The sequence below is a fragment of the Streptomyces lunalinharesii genome, from assembly GCF_039532155.1.
GTDB lineage: Bacteria > Actinomycetota > Actinomycetes > Streptomycetales > Streptomycetaceae > Streptomyces > Streptomyces lunalinharesii.
In genome coordinates this window covers 862366-878031 of sequence record NZ_BAAARK010000001.1, presented here as the reverse complement: position 1 = coordinate 878031, position 15666 = coordinate 862366, and the positions used below count along the sequence as shown (strand labels likewise).

Sequence of the window (15666 nt, the reverse complement as noted above, 5' to 3'; positions counted from 1 at the left end):
TGGGGCAGCGTGACCTTGTCCTCGGCCGCCGCCAGGGAGCGCGCGGAGACCCCCACCAGCACGCGTGAGGCGGTCAGCACCGCCCGGGTGACCTCGTCCACATCTGCCATGTCAGGTAACTCTCCCTTGCCCTCGGTCGCGATCCTTTCTATCTCGCCCACGGACACACTTGACAACGTTTGCATAATGCAAAAAGAGCGAGGAGAGGAAAAATATGACCGGCATAGATGCGGTGCCCCCTGCCGATAACGCTGTGCAGGCGCCAGTCCTCGAGGCCCGGCCTCCGTCCCTCGTGACGCGACTGTGCGGAGCGCCGTGGGGGGTGCTGGTGCTCGCGATCGCGGTGGGCGCCGGCGCCGGCCTGGGATCGATCGCCTTTCGCTGGCTGATCACCACGTTCACTCATCTCTTCTCCGGCCACGCCGACTACGCGAGCGCCGGCGGCAGCGCGAACCCCCATGTCCCCTGGCTGGGCGCGGCGTTCGTGATCATCGCTCCGATGGTGGGCGGGCTCCTGTACGGACCGTTGGTCGACCGGTTCGCCAAGGAGGCTCGTGGTCACGGCGTCCCCGAGGTGATGCTCGCCGTCGCCCAGCGCGGGGGACGGATCAACCCGCGGGTCTCGATCGTCAAGGCGTTGGCCTCCGCCCTGTGCATCGGATCCGGTGGCTCGGTCGGTCGAGAGGGACCCATCGTCCAGATCGGTTCCTCCCTCGGCTCGACGCTGGGCCGGTTCGCCAAGGTCGGTGAAGACCGCATGCGCCTGCTGGTCGCCTGCGGCGCGGCCGGCGGCATCGCCGCCACCTTCAACGCACCCCTGGCCGGTGTCTTCTTCTCCATGGAGCTGATCCTGGGCACCTTCAGCGCCGAGGCATTCGGCGCCACAGTGCTCGCGAGCGTCACCGCCAGCGTCATCGGCCGGGCGGCCTTCGGCGACAACGCCTTCCTCACCCTTCCCCCCTTCCACGTCGAACACCTCGCCCAATACGGCCTGTTCGCCGCCCTCGGAGTGGTGGCGGGCATCATCGGAGTGGGCTTCACCCGCGTCCTGTACTGGATCGAGGACGCCTGCGACTGGGCCTGGCGCGGACCGGAATGGCTCCGCCCCGCGGTCGGCGGACTCCTACTCGGCCTGGTGCTGCTGGCCCTGCCCCAGATGTACGGCGTCGGCTACCCCGTACTGGAAAAGGCCACCCAAGGCGGCTACGTCATCGCCTTCCTGCTGCTCCTCCTCGCCGGAAAGGTCGTGGCCACCAGCCTGACCATCGGCATCGGCGGCTCCGGCGGGGTCTTCGCGCCGAGCCTGTTCATCGGCGCCATGCTCGGCGCCGCCTACGGAGCCGCCGCCGGTCACCTCATGCCTGGCGTCGCCGGAGGCGCCGGAGCCTACGCCCTAGTGGGCATGGGAGCGGTCTTCGCCGGCGCCTCACGCGCACCGATCACCGCCGTCGTCATCCTCTTCGAACTCACCGGCCAGTACTCGATCATCCTGCCCCTGATGCTCGCCATCGTCCTGGCCACCGCCACCAGCCGACTGCTCTCCCACGACACCATCTACACCCTCAAACTCCGCCGCCGCGGCATCGACCTCCACACCCCCGCGCCGCACGCCACCTTCACCACGCACACGGTCCGGACCGTCATGGAACCCGTACCGGCGCCGCTGTCGGCCGACAGTGAACTGACGGCCGCAGCGGACCTGTTGATCCGCTCGGACCACGGGGCGCTCCCCGTCGTCGACGACCACGGCCGCTACGTGGGCACGCTCACCGCCCGCGCCGTCGCCGAAGCACTCACCGACGCACCGGACGCCCAATCGTCGCAGGCGGGCGACCTCGCTCAGGCAGATCCGACCCTCACCACGGACATGCCGCTCGCCACCGCCCTGCACACGTTGATGACCGCCACCGGCACCGGACTCCCCGTCCTCGACCCGGGCAAGGAGCGCCTCCTCGGGTGGCTGACGCACCAAAGCGCCCTCCGGGCTCTGCACGCCGCCAACCCCACACCAGCCACCTCCGTGGCCTGATGCGGATGCGCCAGCAGCCGTTGGTCACGGTGTCGAGGATGCGGAGCAGGTAGCCCTCCGAGCCTGAACCATGGAGGCCCGTGCTTCTGCGCAACCACCCGATCCGATGGCCGACCTCGCCTATGCGGTCCGACGAAAAGGAGTTGGTCGGGTACCAAGGCACGCGCCCCAGCCGCTCCAGGTGTCGCGCACCTCGAACTGGGGGAACGACGCTGCCACGAGCGGCTGCGCGGAGGCTGCGGACCTTCTTGCTCCTGGCGCTGCTGATGACCCGGACGATGCCAGTGCAGGGGCGTAGGTGATGCCCACAGGAACGAGGGCAGGGGCGCCATCAGGCCGAGGTGTCGACAGGAAGCCGATCCGACGCTCCGCCCAGGACTGTCGTCCACTATTCGGCGTCGGTAAGCCCGGCTGGTCACGACAGTTCCCTACAGGTCCCTTCCCCTCGCCACCTCTCCAGGCGGGGATCACCAGTGCGCCGGCGGTGACGGCCTGGACCTGGTCGGACGGTAGCTGGGCGCTCCACCGCTACGACATCTACCTGCGCTGGTTGGCCACCGCATCCGAGCAACTCGCCGCCGCAGAGATCGGCTGGCCCAAGAACTCTCCCGGCCTGTTGGAAGTCGCCTTCGTCACGGGCGCCTGGGATCCTGCGGCGTGACCGCGAAGACCCGGGTACAGGGCTGACCTGGGCCAGCAGCAGGGGCGCTCTACCAGCGTTCTCGAAGTTGAGTGACCGTCGGCACAGGAGTTTCCCGAGTGCGTCGGGGTAAGCGCTATTCCATCCGTTCGCGCCGAGCGGGCGTTCAGGGAGGGCACGATGACGACGACCGTGAAGGACACCACCACCGTCCAGCAGACTGCGCAAGCTGGCGTGGACCTGCCGGAAGTCGAATGCCCAAGCGCGGTAGCACCCAAGGACGCCCGCGAGTTGTCGAAGCAGTTCTTCGACCGCCTGCGAGACCTCGAAGAGGGCACGCACGAGTACCAGTACGCACGAAACACCCTCATCGAGATGAACATGTCGATGGTGCGCTACGTCGCCCGCCGCTACCGCAACTGCGGCGACGACATGGAGGACATCGTCCAGGTCGGCACCATCGGACTGATCAAGGCCATCGACCGCTTCGACCTCTCCCGCGAGGTCGAGTTCTCCACCTTCGCCGTCCCCTACATCCTGGGCGAGATGAAGCGGTTCTTCCGCGACACGGGCTGGGCCGTGCACGTGCCACGCCGCCTCCAGGAACTGCGCAGCGACTTGGCCAAGGCCAAGGAAGAGCTGCACCTCAAGCTGGATCGCGATCCCACGGTGCGGGAACTCGCTGCGCACCTGGACCTGTCGGAAGAAGAGGTCATCGAGGGCGTCGTCGCGGCCAACGGCTTCAGCGCCGGCTCGCTGGACACACCCATCGACCCCGATTCCACCGGCCGGGGCCGCGCCCTGACCGAGGTGCTGGGCGAGGACGACCACGCCATCGACCTGGTCGAAGACCTCCACGCGCTCGCTCCGCTCGTGCACCAACTCGACGACCGTGAACGCCTTCTGATCGAGCTGCGCTTCGGCCAGGAGATGACCCAAGCGCAGATCGGGGCCGAACTCGGCGTCTCCCAGATGCACGTCTCCCGACTGCTCACACGCACTCTCAGCAAGCTACGCAAGGGCCTGCTCACCGATCGCTAACGACAAACCCTGACGCGCCAAGAGCTCACGTGACACACGGTCGAAAAGTCCAACGACCGTTCTTGCAGCGTGCGTTGAGATGTCCTGCGCTGGAATCGCTCATCTGCGGGACGCCTGGCCGTTCACCGCTCTTCAGGCGCCCCGCCGCAGCACGTGCTCCCTCCGAAGGCGGCCTCCCCAAAGGTCGCCCACACGGGCAACTGGGGAGCCCGCGCGCCGAAGCTCCCCATTCCCTTCATACAACAAACGCTCTTACTCGAACGGACATCCTGGGAGGTTCACAGCGCTTGGCCATAGGGCTGCCCGAATGCCGGGGGCGCGGGCAGGGACGTGGTGTGTCGCTGGGCGTATGGGCTGGGGTGGGTGGTTGCTTGGTGGGTGCTGCATGTTTGGGTGAGGGTTTCGGTGAGATTCGCCAGCAGGTTGCTGGGGGTGCGGGTCGAGGCGGTGATTTCCCAGGTGGGCTGATCGATGGTGGGGCCTGCCCATAGGACCCAAGTGGGCAGGGTGTCGTTGAGGCGTTGGGCGGCGAAGGCGTCGAATTGGATGCCGGCCTCCCCGTTGGGTGCGGTCCAGTGGATCCAGCGGCCTGCGAAGGTGTGCGTCCAGCCGGCGTCGGTGGCTGGCTGGGTGGCGGCGATGACGGATGCCTCGTCGATGAACTGGCCGATGGCGGTGTCCCATGCGGTGCCGTCGGCGAGGTCGATCAGCAGGTCCTGCAGCATGGGGAGGGGGGTGGCGCCGGTTGCGGTCAGGTGCCAGGTCCGGTCCGAGACGGGCGTCTCGTAGGCGGCGACGGTCCAGGCGGTCTCTCGGGCGGGTGCCGAGTGGTCGCGTTCGATGCGCAGGGTCTGGGACTTGTGGGTGGCGTAGGCGAGGTCGTCGGACCAGGTGCGCCACATGTGCCAGTCGTGGTGCGTGTCAAGGAAGTGGTCGAGGAGGGCGTCGTGGTCGGCGGCGTCGACGGGAACGTCGTCCATCGCGGCACGGTCAGTGGATGGTTCGGGTGATGTCACGATGGATGCTCGCTTCTGCCGGAAGCTAGGCGTTTGAGCTTGGTAAACGGCGGGTTCAAGGTCAGCGGGAGACGCGGGACGGGCTCGGGGCGGTGGTCCGTGGCGGGCCGGCTCGCGGGCGAACCGGGGACGTGCGCGCGGGGCGAGGGGGCGCTGGTGCGGGGGAGGTGGCCTGGTGCCAGCGGGCGCGTACGGAGTTGAGGCCGGCGAGGGCGCGGCGGCTGCCGAGGAGGAGCTGCTGCGGGGTGGTGGCCGGGTCGTCGGTGAGGTCTTCGATCTGGCGGGCGACGTGCTGCGCGGTGGTCAGTAGAGAGCGGTGGAGGATCCGCTCGCCCCAGTAGTGCGGATCGCCGGCGGCTGGTGCCCCGAGTGCCTGCAGAAGGCGTTCGGGGTCGGTGCCGGTGGTGAGAAGACCTTGGTGCTGGGCCTCCCAGAGGATGGTGATCGGATCGACTGCAGCGCGGCGTCGGGCCAGTGCACTCGTTGCGTGCCACAACCCGGCGTTGAGCGGGTGGAGGAAGTCCTGGTCGGTCAGCCATCGCATCTGGTCGATGGTGGCCGGGTTCGCGGTCACGGCGGCGAGCAGCGCTCGTTCTTCCTCGGCTGCTTCCTCCGCGTCGTGCGCTGGGGGCGGGTTCGGTGGGGGTGTGCGGGGTAGCGAGGCTGGCCCTGAAGGGAATGTCGCGGCGAGGCGGTCGACGGCGTCGGTGAGGGTGTCGGCGGCGGCGAGGCTGGCGAGGGCCGGGTGCGGGTGGGAGAAGTCGCGGGCGGTCTGGGCGAGGCGTTGGGCCTCTGTGCGCAGGGTGCGGCGGGCGTGCTCGGTCGCGACCATCTGGGCGTAGGTGGAGGCGTGTTGGGGACGGGGGCATCCCTGGATCAGTGTGTGGAGGTAGGGCGCTGACAGCCCACGGATGTTCTCCTGTGCAGTGGTGAGGACCTGGTCCAACCATGCGGTGGTCCGCGCGTGTTCGGTCGCGTCGGGAGCCGGCAGGTTGCGGATCGCGGTGAAGAGGGCGCGGTGGGCGGCGGTGGAGAACGCGTCCGGCTCGATCCCGGCCAAGTCGGCTAGACGTCGCGGTTCGAGGAGGAGTGCGCCCAGGAGGGCCTGCTCGGCGTAGAACACTGGCCGTGGCATGGTGAGGCTGTCGAGGTCCTCCTCGTGGGGTTCGGGGGTGTTGGGCATCAGGCGGCCAGGGTGAAGTCGTCGGGATTGAGTGGCACGCGCAGGTGTGGTGCGAGAAGGTGGGCGGCGAGCCGGGGCGGGACTGCGTTGCCGATCTGGCTGAACTGTTCGCCCTTGGTGCCTCGCCAGGGGTAGTCAGCTGGGAAGGTCTGCAAGATGCCGGCCTCGCGGGCCGTGATGCGGATCGGCTCCGGAACGACGTCGCACTGCGAACTCCACGGTGGCGCGGCGGCGGGCTCGGCGACCCAGGTGCATTCGTTCGCCCGGTACCCGAAGAACAACGTCCCGGCCGGCTCATCGGCCGATCGGACGGTGGCGTTGGTCTGGTTGTTGCTGCGCAACGACCACTTCCACGGATGGGCCTTGCTGGTGAGTGTGGGGGGTGGCGCCTTGGCCGGATCGGCGGCCCTGAAGCGGCACCGTGCGGGTTTATCCCCGTGTCGGGACCAGGGGCCGTGGTCGCGGGCAGCAGCGTGAGCTTGATGAGCGCCGGAAGGGAAGGGCTCGGGCCCGGCGCCCGGGCCACCGCCCGCGCACAGCGCGGGCTCGGCGTGGTCGGTGGTGTCCCAGCCGAGCGCCTCGGCCATGCCGACCCACCGGGCGCGGCCGGGGCCGAACAGCGACTCCGGCTCGGCGACCTTGGCATGCGTCGGCGACGGCGGAGAAGCGGTACGGACCCGGGATCCGAGCAGGATGGCCCGTCGGCGGGTCTGTGGCACGCCGTAGTCAGCGGCGTTCAGGATCCCGCACCACACGGAGAACCCCCAGGTTCGCAGGATGGCTGCGTACTGGCGCCACAGGGGCAGGACGTCGGGCACTTCCTCCATGACGACCCATTCCGGTTCGCCGACCGTGTGCAGCGCGTGCAGGAAACGCATTGGCTCGGCCGCGAGCAGGGAGCGCGCGTCGCGGCACGCGACACGGAGGCGGTGGCGGGTGTCGCGGCCGTGGGCGAGGTCTTCGACCGCTTGGTGCACCAACGGCTGATCCAGGAGCCCGAGCCGCTTGCCGGCCATCGACCATGCCTGACACGGGGGACTGGCGATCACCCCGTGTGTGCGCCCGACCCACGGCCACGTCGGATACATCGCCACATCGGCACGGACCGTCAACTGCCCAGCTGCGGCACGGGTCTTGCACGCAGCCGCATCCCACTCCAGACCGACATCCCGTACCCCGAGCACGGCCAGAGCGTGACTCCATCCGCCGGGCCCGGCGAACAGGTCGAGCACGATCACGCGGCCAGCCCGAAGTCGTCGCGGTTCAGGGCGTCGGCGTCGCCGCGGCAGGCCCACGGTGAGCATCCGTCCGTGACACCTTCTTCCAGCACGGTGGCGTCTTCGCCGCTGTCTAGTTCCTGCTGGAGAGCGGCCCATTCGGCGGCGGTCACGTGATCGATGGGCGCTTCGGACAAGGGAATCCGTGAGCGGTGCAGGAAGGCTTGGCCGAGCAGGCGGTTGCCGCTGGCGTTCGCGCGGGCGTTGCCCTGGCGGATGGCGGCATCGAAGGCCACCACGTCCGCCCATTCCTCGGGCGAGGTGTCGCGGATGTGGCGCCACTGCGCATTGCCGTGGAAGGGACAGCCAAGGCAGCTTGATTTCGGGGTGTCCGCCAATCCGAGTGAGGACAGGTAGCGGACGCAGTCGCTGCGCGACCAGTCCATGTCTATGAGTGGGTGCCGATTGCGCATGTACTTCACATCCGCGTCCTTGGCGCGGTGGAACTCGTCGGTGGAGATGCCGACCCACTGCTCGACGAACACCTCCCGCGGGATCCGGGCGGGGTAGGGGTAGCCGAGAATGGCTCTGACCTGCTTCTTTATCGGTTTGATCTTGTATTCGCCGGTGCACTGTCGCCGCGTCATCCCGGCCTTGCCGTCCTGGTTGAGGATGTAGAGCGGCATGGAGGCGAACCGGTGATCCGGGTTGAGGGCGTCGTCCCGGATGTTGCCGCTGGACACGCGCAGGATGGGGATGCCGGCCGGAGCGGCGATCTCGCGCTCCAGGCGGTCGAGGTGCGCGTACACCGAGCGGGGTTCCCATCCGGTGTCGGCGAAGATCGCGTAATCGACCTTGGGGAGAATGCCCTCGGCGGACAGGGCGAGCAGGGTGCTGGACTGGACTCCGGCGCCCAGGGACAGGGCGCGGAACTGGGGCTGTTCGGTGATGGTCGGTCCTGAAAGGTGGTGAGGGCTGGTGCCGCCTCAGCGCGCCGACGGCACGGGCGCGGCGGACAGCCGGGGAAGTTCTCGGTGCGAGGAGAGGAGCCCGTCGAGCAGGTCGGCAGCGGAGGTGACGAACTGCTGCGGTGTGGGGCGCAGGAGCACGGGCGGGGACGTCGTGGCATCGCGTCGGCGGCGCTCGTTCTCGACGGCGCGCGCCAGTGCAGCGGTCAGTTCCGCGCTCGCGTCCTGGGCGGCCTTGGCAGCGCGTGCCAGAAGGTCGAGGCAGAGCAGGTGCGCCTGGTCGCGTGTCGGCTCCCGCTCCAGATCGAGGAAGAGTTGGAGCGCGGCGGCGGCGAGCGCCTGTGCCTCGACGACCCGGTCAGTCAGCACCCGGGAGCAGCCGATGGGGGTGCGGCGCAGGCACTGCTGCAGCGCGGTTGCGTCGGCCGCGATCTGATCGAGAGCCTCGTAGTGGCCGGCGAATTCAGGCATCGTGAGCCGTGCCGATCCGGGGCTGCAGGGCCTGGGCGAACGCGGCGGTCACGGCGGCGGCCGGGCCCGGATCTGACAACAGGGCCCGGACGATCGGTGTGCCGATGACGACAGCATCGACCAGAGGCGCCACGCGGGCTGCGAGGTCGGGGCTGGAGATACCCACCCCCGAGACCACGGGCAGCGCACTCGCCGCGCGCAATCGCTCGGTGAACGCTTCGAGAGCCGTCAGGTCGAGGGGACCCTGAAAGCCCGTGAGGCCGCTGCTCGCGGGTGCGTAGAGCCAGCCGGACGCACCCTGGACCGCGGCGGGAACGTCGGCTTCGTCGGTAGTGCGCGGGATGAGATGCGGAGTGCTCAGGCCGGCATCGTGTGCAGCGTGGTGCCAGCGGAGCGCTTCGCTGCGGGGCACGTCGACGACCATGATCCCCGCAGCGCCCGCGTCGGCGAGCAGGCGAGCCAGATGTTCAGGGCCGTGGCGGCGGACGGCGTCCCAGTAGGTCATGACCACCGTCGGCCGCAGCGACGCGGCGTGTGCGACGGCGCGGACCGTGCGGTCTAGGACGTTCCCCTTGAACAGGGCGCGCTGGTAGGCGGACCGGATGAGGCGGCCATCGAGGACCGGGTTCGCGCAGGGCAAGCCGATCTCGAACAGGTCGGCCCCGGCCTGGGCGAGGTGGTCGAGCTGGCGGCGCTGGACGTCCGGCTCCTGTACGCCGGCCGGGACGAATACCCCGAGTGCACATGGGGGTTGGGCGAGGAGTGTGTGGAGGTGAGTGGCGGTGGTCAGGGTGTGTCCTTCGAAGGAGAGAGGCGGTCCGGTCAGCGGCGACGGCCGGCCGGTGAGGTGGGCGGTGCGGCGACGGTGCTTGGCTCTGCCCTGGGAGGGGTGGGCTGCGGAGGCGACGCGAGGGCGGGCGGATCGTCGGCGAAGGCGGGCCGGATGGAATCGAGGCCGTCGACGAGGTCGCGCGTCCTGTCGGTGGCGTCGCGCAGCAACTCGCAGGCCCCGTTCGGGAACTGACCCCAGTGCGCGTGATTGCGTGCCCATTCGAGGATCTCGGTGGCGTTGCGCAGCTGGTCGGCACGCCGCTGTAGGACCGCGGCCTGCGGTCGGGGTCGGCGGTGCTGTGCGCGGCTTGCCGCAGCTCGTCCAGGGCGGCGGGCAGCGGCTCCTAGACCATGGGCAGCCCATAGAGCTGGGCGTGCAGGGCCTGGGCGTAGACGGTTACGGGGCCCGGCGGGAGCGGTACCCGTGCTGGGCCGCGGCCTGGCGCCGAACGGCGAAGTGGACGGTCACGTCGCGGGGCGCGGCGCCGGGGACCAGGTCGGCGAGCGCACGAGCAAAGTTGTGCACGGTGGGGTGTAGGAGGACGTGGGGCTCTCCTCGAAGGGTGGTCCGGTTCAGCGGGCGCGGCTGATGGCAGCGGCGGGCCGGAAAGGCGCGGGGCGCGTGGTGGCCAGAGCAGCGGGTCGCGGGTGCGCGAAGGACGCTGCGAGGTCACGGTGTCCGGCCGGGCTCAGATGCACGCGCTCGTCCACGAGCCACAGGTGGCAGTCCTCGCGCGTGATCAGGCCGCGGTTCTCCAGGGCGCGGATGGTGCTGATGCTGAATCGGACGCCCTCACGGCGGTGGTAGGGCCTGCCGTCGCTGATGGTCACGTCCCCGCGGGCGATGGCGTGCAGGGTGCTGCTCTGAGTGCGGGACAGCGCGGGCGGCTGGTGCTCGGGCACGTAGCTGTAGCGGCGGCGTTCGGCAACGTACTGTTCAGCGGTCGCCACGGCGTCGGAGGCGCCCAGGGCGGTGAGTTCGGCGACGAGGGTGAAGCGCCGTCCGATCTCTTGGCGGGCTCCCTGCTCGCTCAGGACGGCAAGGACGTCGTCGCCCAGCTCGACGGGCAGTCCTGCCTGGGTGTGGATGAGGATGTCCTCGGCGTCGATGAGGTGGTCGGCAGCGTCCGTGGCCAGGTGGGCGAGCTGGCGGACCCGGGCGTACACGGCGCGGATGACGGGGCTGTGGTACATCGGCTCGCTGTTGAGCGTGGTGACGATGTTGAGGGCCGAATGGGCCAGGTCCTGCGCGCCCGCCGTCTGGGTGCCCAGGATGGTGGCGGGCCGGTTCCCGTTGACCGCATGTCGCAGTTGAAGGTCGTTGAAGCGAGTGAAGTCGACGGCCAGAGAGAGGAGTTGTTCGGCCGGCTCCAGGAAGAGGGGCTTGTCGGGCAGAGGTGTCTCCGGGGCGGGGGTGTTCAGCGGCGGCGGTGGCGGGCGAGCTGTGCCAGGGCGTGATCGACATGAGGGCTGATCGTGGCCCCGCGGATGGGGGTGATCAGTTTGCTGTGCTCATACCGGGTGCTGAGGGGCACGTCGGCGAAGGCGCGTTCTACCGCTATCGGCGTTGCCAGGTGGGCGAAGAAGTTCCGGACGAGGCTCTCGGGGGCGTCGCGTGTGAAGGTGGCCAGCGGCTGCTTCTCGAAGAGGGCGTGCTCGGCCCGCCAGGTGATTTCCTCGTCGGGTGTGTGGAGTAGTCGGCAGTACCAGTCGGGCGAGGTCAGGAGGCCGTCCTCGACGGACCAGTCGTTGAGCGTCGCGAGCCGGTCCAGGGGCATGTCCGTGATCGGGATGTGCTCGGCATGCCGGGTGTCGCCGAGCAGTTGCGGCAGAGCCTGGGTGACGGCGGCGATTGCTTCCATGGGCGCCTGTCGGCTGAACTGCATTTGCCAGTAAGGCTCGTGGTGGGCGATCGTCCACCATCTGCCGAGAGGGTGGAGGGGATCGAAGTCGCAGAACACGCTGCCGTCGGGGCTGTCGATCGTGACGTGTCCGGTGGCGGCGTCGTGCTGCGTGTGCCAGCCGAAGAGGTGGATCAGTGGGCCGATCACGTCGGCGATCCGGTCGCCGGCGCCTGCCATGTAGCGCGGGGAGACCATCACCCGGTCATCGGGCGCGTACTGGCTCATTGGCGCACACCCTGCGCCGCCATGGCCTTGGGCACGGGGGCCGCTGCCGTCGACAAGGGGGTGCGAGGGCGGGGCTGGGCCAGTGCTTGTCGCCCCTGCTCGGTCACGGTGATCTTCTGGCCCTGGTACGGCGAGCCGCCGGTGTCGGCGTTGACCAGTCCGCGCCTGGCCAGAGCCCGGTAGGTGGCGATGGAGACGCGGGTCCCGTCGTTGGTGGCGACCCGGGTGACACCTAGCCCTCGTGTGGAGCTTTCATGCAACTTTCCGCCGCCCTGCAGCGCGGAGAGCGCGTCGTACTGGGCGGGGGTCAGCGCGGGGCCCGTCTTCTGCCGTACGTCCGCCGACGTGTGATCCTGTGCGGTGGCCAAGTCCTCGGTAATGCCGTGGGCGAGGTAGTGACAGCCGATCGCGCACAGGTCGAGCTGGTGGACGGCATCGTCGAGGTGCCCGCTCATCTTCGGGATGGCCTCGGCGTGCCGGGCGGCGCGCACCGCCTCGTCGTCGGCCAGGTAGCCGGCGAACTGCGCGCCCTCGTACGGGTTGGCGAGCACCACGTGGGCCAGGTCGGTGCCGGCGAGCGACGACGAGGACACGACCGAGCCCAGCAGCTCCAGGCCGCCCCGGCTGCCCGCGACGCTGGTGTACGAGCTGTTGTCGAGCGCGGTCAGGCGCACCAGGGCGGCAGCCGTGAGGTCCTGCGTCTGGAGAAGGAGGGGGCTGATACGGCGCAGCGCCTCCGTGCCGGGCGTGTAGGAGACGTCGCGCACGCGCGCCTTGAGGGCTTCGAAGTCGCGGGCCAACTGGCGCAGTTGGCGGACTTCTTCGTTCAGGTCGAGTGGGGGCGTGGTGATGGGATGGCTCCTGTGCTGGTTCAGTGCTTCGCGTGGTGGCGAGTGCGTCATCGGCTTGGGCTTGGTGGGGGCGCCGGCGGCTCGGGGGGTTTACGTGGGCCGCGGAACTCGGCGAGAGGAGCGATGACGGCGTATTGGCGTAGGGGGCGAGGGATCTCGCCTAGGCGGCGCATCACGGGCTCGCCTCGCACCAGCGTGCGGATGACGCTGCGGGCGAGCTGCGGTGGTGCGTCGTGGCTGAGCAAGAGGTTCCAGTGCTCGGAGCCGTCACTGCGAGGTGTCTGGGTCGCGATCCGCCAGGCAGTCTCCTCGTGGGGGGTGTGCGCGAGGACGCACAGGCGGTCGGCCGAGAGATACACGGTTCGCGTGCCGTAGGCGGTGCGCTTCCACCCGGCGTTGTAGAGGTCCTCGGCGAGGTCCTTCAACGGGTCTGTGTCGGTGAGGGGGTGGGAGGGCAGCCGTGTCAGCGGTTCCAAGAGCGCGTGGGGCAGTTCGCGCGGGGTGTTGCACGAGAAGGTGGCGGTCCAGGGGCGCGGGCCGCTGTGGGCTGCGGTCCAGCGGGGTGCCGGGCCGGAGGCCAGCATGTGATAGCTGATCGTCGTGGCGTCGTCCGGGGAGGTCAGCATGACCTGACCGGTGTCTGGATCCGATCGAAGGCTCCAGTTGGGTGCACGGTCTCGGATCGCTTGGAAGGTGCTGGTGGTGTTGCCCTCCCCTGCCACGTGCAGTGGTGAGACGAGGAGGAGGGAGGGGGAGAGGAAATAGTCGGAAGACGTGGCGATTCCTGGGCATCGGGGACAGGCGATCTGCTGCGTTGACTGCTGAGCGGTGCAGGGCGGGCCAAGGGGCATCGAGGTGCCTGCGGAGCTGGTCGTGGAGGTCGACGGTGTCCGTTGGCAGAGCAGTCGAGGACTCTGTCGTGGTGGTCGACGAGGACCTGAGTCGCAACGTCGTGCCGCGGTGCGTGGCACCGGGCGTGTGTAGCGCTACAGGCCGCGACGACGGATGGTGCGGGGCGTCGCGGGAGGCTTCGCGTTGGCTGACGCCTTGCGGGTGGGGAGTGGGGGGACGGCGCCGGTCAGCTCGATCCGTGCCTCGTCCAGGGTCCGTTGGGCGGCGTCGAGATGGCGGCGCAGAGCGGAGTGGTGCGGGATAGCGGCCAGCTGCGCGTCGATGCTGGCGCGACTGGCGGGATCGGTGACCTTGGTCAGGGCGGGGAGAGCCTGGGTGTAGTGGGCCAGGGCGCGCCCGATCGTCGCCGCTGCCTGACTGGATCTCAGGGCGTCCTGTGCGGGGTTGGTGGTTGGGATCTCCTCGGCGAGGAGGTGGTGGGCGTCGGCGGTGAACCGGAGGGCGAGGTGGCCCAGGAGATCGATGTGGCGTAGGGCGGTGAAGAACCCGTCGGGGCCGGCGTCAACCTGGTGCGCGCGGAGGTCAGTGAGGACCGCGTCGAGCGCTTCGGGGCGGGTCATGTAGTCGAGATCGTCGGGCTCGTAAACAGAAATGGTCGTCTCCAACGACTGAGGCGAGAAGAACGGGTGTTAGGCGGCCGTGCCGTAGTCGTCCTGGTGGGGGGTGTACTTGGCCAGGGCGCGGTGGGTGATCGCCTTCGAGGCGCGGTCGGAGGCAGCGGACAGCTCCTCGGCGCCGGGCTCCAGGTACCAGGGGCGCAGGTCGAGCATGGCCGCGCGCATCCCGGTGGCGAACGCGAGCGCGGTGCCCTTGGGCAGCGCACGGATCGCGTCGGCCGGCAGGATCCGCTCCTGCCGCATCGACACCGAGGTGGACTTCCCGGACTCCGACATCGAGGTCGAGGTGGTCTCCACGTCGTGGTCGCCGATCAGCCGGGAGAGCTTGTCAGCGAAGTCCGGGTCGTCAATACCGCTGCCGATGACCTTGATGGTGGAGGCGGACCACATGGCGTCCATGCCCGCATCCCCCCAGACCTTCTGGCCTTGGCGGTAGGACTGCAAATGAGATGTGAGACCGTTCAGGGCGTGAGTGAGACACCGACACGCACCCTCCAGCACCGCTCTGACGGGCCAGAAGACGCCCCAGTCCTGGTTCTGGGTGCCGCCCTGGGTACAACATGGCACATGTGGGACCGGCAGATCCCCGAGCTGACCCGCCAGTGGCGCGTCATCCGCTTCGACCTGCCCGGCCACGGCGGATCCCCCGCCCACGCGACGACTTCCATCGCCGAACTCGCCGACCGGCTCGTCGCCACCCTCGACGCCCTGGGCGTGGAGCGGTTCGGCTACGCCGGCTGCGACATCGGCGGTGCCGTCGGTGCCCAGCTCGCCCTCACCCGTCCGCACCGCGTCACCTCGCTCGCGCTGGTGTCCTCCTCCCCGCGCTACGGCACCGCCGACGCCTGGCGCCAGCGCGGCGTGGTGATCCGCACCAACGGACTCGACCCGATCGCCCGCACCGCGCCCGAGCACTGGTTCACCCCGGGCTTCGCCGGCGCCCAGTCCGCTATCGTCGAGTGGGCCGTCCAGATGGTGCGGACCACCGACCCCGGCTGCTACATCGCGGCCTGCGAGGCGCTGGCCGCGTACGACGTGCGGTCCTCCCTGGGCCGGGTGGGCGTGCCCACCCTCGTCGTCGTCGGCGCGGAGGACCAGGTCACGCCGACCACCGACGCCCGCACCCTGGTCGCCGGGATACCGGACGCCAGCCTGGCGCTGATCCCCGGCACCTCGCACCTGGCGCCCGTCGAGCAGCCCGCCGCCGTCAGCGAACTCCTCATCCGCCACTTCAGCACCGCCTGGCACGACAAGCCCGGCCCGCCCGCCCTCGGCGCGGCCGCCCCCAAGCCGCAGATCGCGCCGCCGATGCCGACCCACGCCCCGCCCGCCATCGAGTCCGGCCTGTCGCAGCCCGCCCAGGTCCGCGGCGGCACCTACGAGCAGGGCATCAAGGTCCGGCGCGAGGTGCTCGGCGACGCCCACGTGGACCGCGTGGAGGCCGGCACCGACGACTTCAACGCCGACTTCCACGACTTCATCACCCGCTACGCCTGGGGCGAGACCTGGACCCGGCCCGGCCTGGACCGGCGCACCCGCAGCGTCATCACGCTCACCGCGCTGGTCGCCCGCGGCCACCGCGAGGAGCTCGCGCTGCACACCCGCGCCGCCCTGCGCAACGGCCTCACGCCCGCGGAGATCCGCGAGATCCTGCTGCACACCGCGGTCTACTGCGGCGTCCCGGCGGCCAACTCCGCCTTCGCGGTGGCCCAGAAGGTGATACAGGAGGAGACGACGCCGGAGGCGTGAGGTCCCCGGGGT

Annotated in this window: 16 protein-coding genes and 2 pseudogenes; 4 read left to right on the top strand and 14 right to left on the bottom strand. The window is 69.8% G+C overall.

Going from position 1 to position 15666, the window contains the following annotated elements:
- Positions 1-110 (bottom strand): annotated as a pseudogene (locus tag ABD385_RS04000) (MarR family transcriptional regulator); the annotation flags it as partial.
- A gap of 215 nt (positions 111-325) precedes the next feature.
- On the opposite strand from ABD385_RS04000, the gene ABD385_RS03995 reads away from it, so the two are divergent.
- From ABD385_RS03995 to ABD385_RS03985, 3 genes are all read left to right on the top strand, one after another.
- A complete protein-coding gene (locus ABD385_RS03995) occupies positions 326-2029 on the top strand; it encodes a chloride channel protein (RefSeq protein ID WP_344573518.1) in 1704 nt (567 codons plus the stop codon).
- Between the two features lie 484 nt (positions 2030-2513).
- Positions 2514-2690, top strand: coding sequence for a hypothetical protein (locus tag ABD385_RS03990; RefSeq protein WP_344573471.1), 177 nt, complete (start codon positions 2514-2516; stop codon positions 2688-2690).
- Between the two features lie 159 nt (positions 2691-2849).
- The gene (locus tag ABD385_RS03985; protein ID WP_344573470.1) at positions 2850-3710 is read left to right on the top strand and encodes an RNA polymerase sigma factor SigF; all 861 of its coding nucleotides are present in this window, start codon (positions 2850-2852) and stop codon (positions 3708-3710) included.
- Between the two features lie 278 nt (positions 3711-3988).
- Here the strand turns inward: ABD385_RS03985 and ABD385_RS03980 are convergent, their stop codons facing one another.
- The 13 genes and pseudogenes from ABD385_RS03980 to ABD385_RS03920 all read right to left on the bottom strand — a co-directional run.
- Positions 3989-4690, bottom strand: a complete 702-nt coding sequence (locus ABD385_RS03980; RefSeq protein WP_344573469.1) for an SPDY domain-containing protein — start codon at positions 4688-4690, stop codon at positions 3989-3991.
- Between the two features lie 97 nt (positions 4691-4787).
- Positions 4788-5909 carry a DnaB-like helicase N-terminal domain-containing protein gene (locus ABD385_RS03975; protein WP_344573468.1) on the bottom strand — a complete coding sequence of 374 codons (1122 nt, stop codon included), beginning with the start codon at positions 5907-5909 and terminating at the stop codon, positions 4788-4790.
- Positions 5909-7144 (bottom strand): DNA cytosine methyltransferase, encoded by a 1236-nt coding sequence (locus ABD385_RS03970; protein ID WP_344573517.1) that lies wholly within the window; start codon positions 7142-7144, stop codon positions 5909-5911. Before ABD385_RS03970 ends, ABD385_RS03975 begins: the two co-directional genes overlap by 1 nt.
- The gene (locus tag ABD385_RS03965; RefSeq protein WP_344573516.1) at positions 7144-8016 is read right to left on the bottom strand and encodes an adenine nucleotide alpha hydrolase family protein; all 873 of its coding nucleotides are present in this window, start codon (positions 8014-8016) and stop codon (positions 7144-7146) included. Before ABD385_RS03965 ends, ABD385_RS03970 begins: the two co-directional genes overlap by 1 nt.
- 96 nt (positions 8017-8112) lie before the next feature.
- Positions 8113-8565, bottom strand: a complete 453-nt coding sequence (locus ABD385_RS03960) for a hypothetical protein (protein WP_344573467.1) — start codon at positions 8563-8565, stop codon at positions 8113-8115.
- Entirely contained in the window at positions 8558-9616 is a 1059-nt protein-coding gene (gene trpA, locus ABD385_RS03955; protein WP_344573466.1) for a tryptophan synthase subunit alpha, read from the bottom strand. The genes ABD385_RS03960 and trpA overlap by 8 nt, the downstream gene beginning before the upstream one ends.
- A gap of 177 nt (positions 9617-9793) precedes the next feature.
- Entirely contained in the window at positions 9794-9922 is a 129-nt protein-coding gene (locus tag ABD385_RS03950; RefSeq protein WP_344573465.1) for a hypothetical protein, read from the bottom strand.
- 47 nt (positions 9923-9969) lie between these two features.
- Positions 9970-10590: a hypothetical protein gene (locus ABD385_RS03945; protein WP_344573464.1), complete on the bottom strand. Its 621-nt coding sequence runs from the start codon at positions 10588-10590 to the stop codon at positions 9970-9972.
- 224 nt (positions 10591-10814) lie between these two features.
- Positions 10815-11525, bottom strand: coding sequence for an SPDY domain-containing protein (locus tag ABD385_RS03940; protein ID WP_344573463.1), 711 nt, complete (start codon positions 11523-11525; stop codon positions 10815-10817).
- Positions 11522-12427, bottom strand: a complete 906-nt coding sequence (locus ABD385_RS03935) for a hypothetical protein (RefSeq protein ID WP_344573462.1) — start codon at positions 12425-12427, stop codon at positions 11522-11524. The genes ABD385_RS03940 and ABD385_RS03935 overlap by 4 nt, the downstream gene beginning before the upstream one ends.
- The gene (locus ABD385_RS03930; protein ID WP_344573461.1) at positions 12424-13002 is read right to left on the bottom strand and encodes an SPDY domain-containing protein; all 579 of its coding nucleotides are present in this window, start codon (positions 13000-13002) and stop codon (positions 12424-12426) included. The genes ABD385_RS03935 and ABD385_RS03930 overlap by 4 nt, the downstream gene beginning before the upstream one ends.
- 360 nt (positions 13003-13362) lie before the next feature.
- Positions 13363-13893: a hypothetical protein gene (locus tag ABD385_RS03925; RefSeq protein ID WP_344573460.1), complete on the bottom strand. Its 531-nt coding sequence runs from the start codon at positions 13891-13893 to the stop codon at positions 13363-13365.
- A gap of 24 nt (positions 13894-13917) precedes the next feature.
- Positions 13918-14418 (bottom strand): annotated as a pseudogene (locus tag ABD385_RS03920) (TraM recognition domain-containing protein); the annotation flags it as partial.
- Between ABD385_RS03920 and pcaDC the strand changes: the two are divergent.
- A complete protein-coding gene (pcaDC, locus tag ABD385_RS03915; RefSeq protein WP_344573459.1) occupies positions 14350-15654 on the top strand; it encodes a bifunctional 3-oxoadipate enol-lactonase/4-carboxymuconolactone decarboxylase PcaDC in 1305 nt (434 codons plus the stop codon). The pseudogene ABD385_RS03920 and the gene pcaDC sit on opposite strands and share 69 nt — an antisense overlap.
- The last annotated feature ends 12 nt before the right edge of the window (positions 15655-15666 follow it).

Excerpts from the sequence above, each read along its gene's own strand:
- ABD385_RS03985 (WP_344573470.1), top strand. The coding sequence starts at position 2,850 with ATGACGACGACCGTGAAGGACACCACCACCGTCCAGCAGACTGCGCAA.
- ABD385_RS03980 (WP_344573469.1), bottom strand. The coding sequence starts at position 4,690 with ATGGACGACGTTCCCGTCGACGCCGCCGACCACGACGCCCTCCTCGAC.
- ABD385_RS03975 (WP_344573468.1), bottom strand. The coding sequence starts at position 5,909 with ATGCCCAACACCCCCGAACCCCACGAGGAGGACCTCGACAGCCTCACC.
- ABD385_RS03960 (WP_344573467.1), bottom strand. The coding sequence starts at position 8,565 with ATGCCTGAATTCGCCGGCCACTACGAGGCTCTCGATCAGATCGCGGCC.
- trpA (WP_344573466.1), bottom strand. The coding sequence starts at position 9,616 with ATGGGCACGCAATCACGCGCACTGGGGTCAGTTCCCGAACGGGGCCTG.
- ABD385_RS03945 (WP_344573464.1), bottom strand. The coding sequence starts at position 10,590 with ATGTACCACAGCCCCGTCATCCGCGCCGTGTACGCCCGGGTCCGCCAG.
- ABD385_RS03940 (WP_344573463.1), bottom strand. The coding sequence starts at position 11,525 with ATGAGCCAGTACGCGCCCGATGACCGGGTGATGGTCTCCCCGCGCTAC.
- ABD385_RS03935 (WP_344573462.1), bottom strand. The coding sequence starts at position 12,427 with ATGACGCACTCGCCACCACGCGAAGCACTGAACCAGCACAGGAGCCAT.
- ABD385_RS03930 (WP_344573461.1), bottom strand. The coding sequence starts at position 13,002 with ATGCTGACCTCCCCGGACGACGCCACGACGATCAGCTATCACATGCTG.
- pcaDC (WP_344573459.1), top strand. The coding sequence starts at position 14,350 with ATGAGATGTGAGACCGTTCAGGGCGTGAGTGAGACACCGACACGCACC.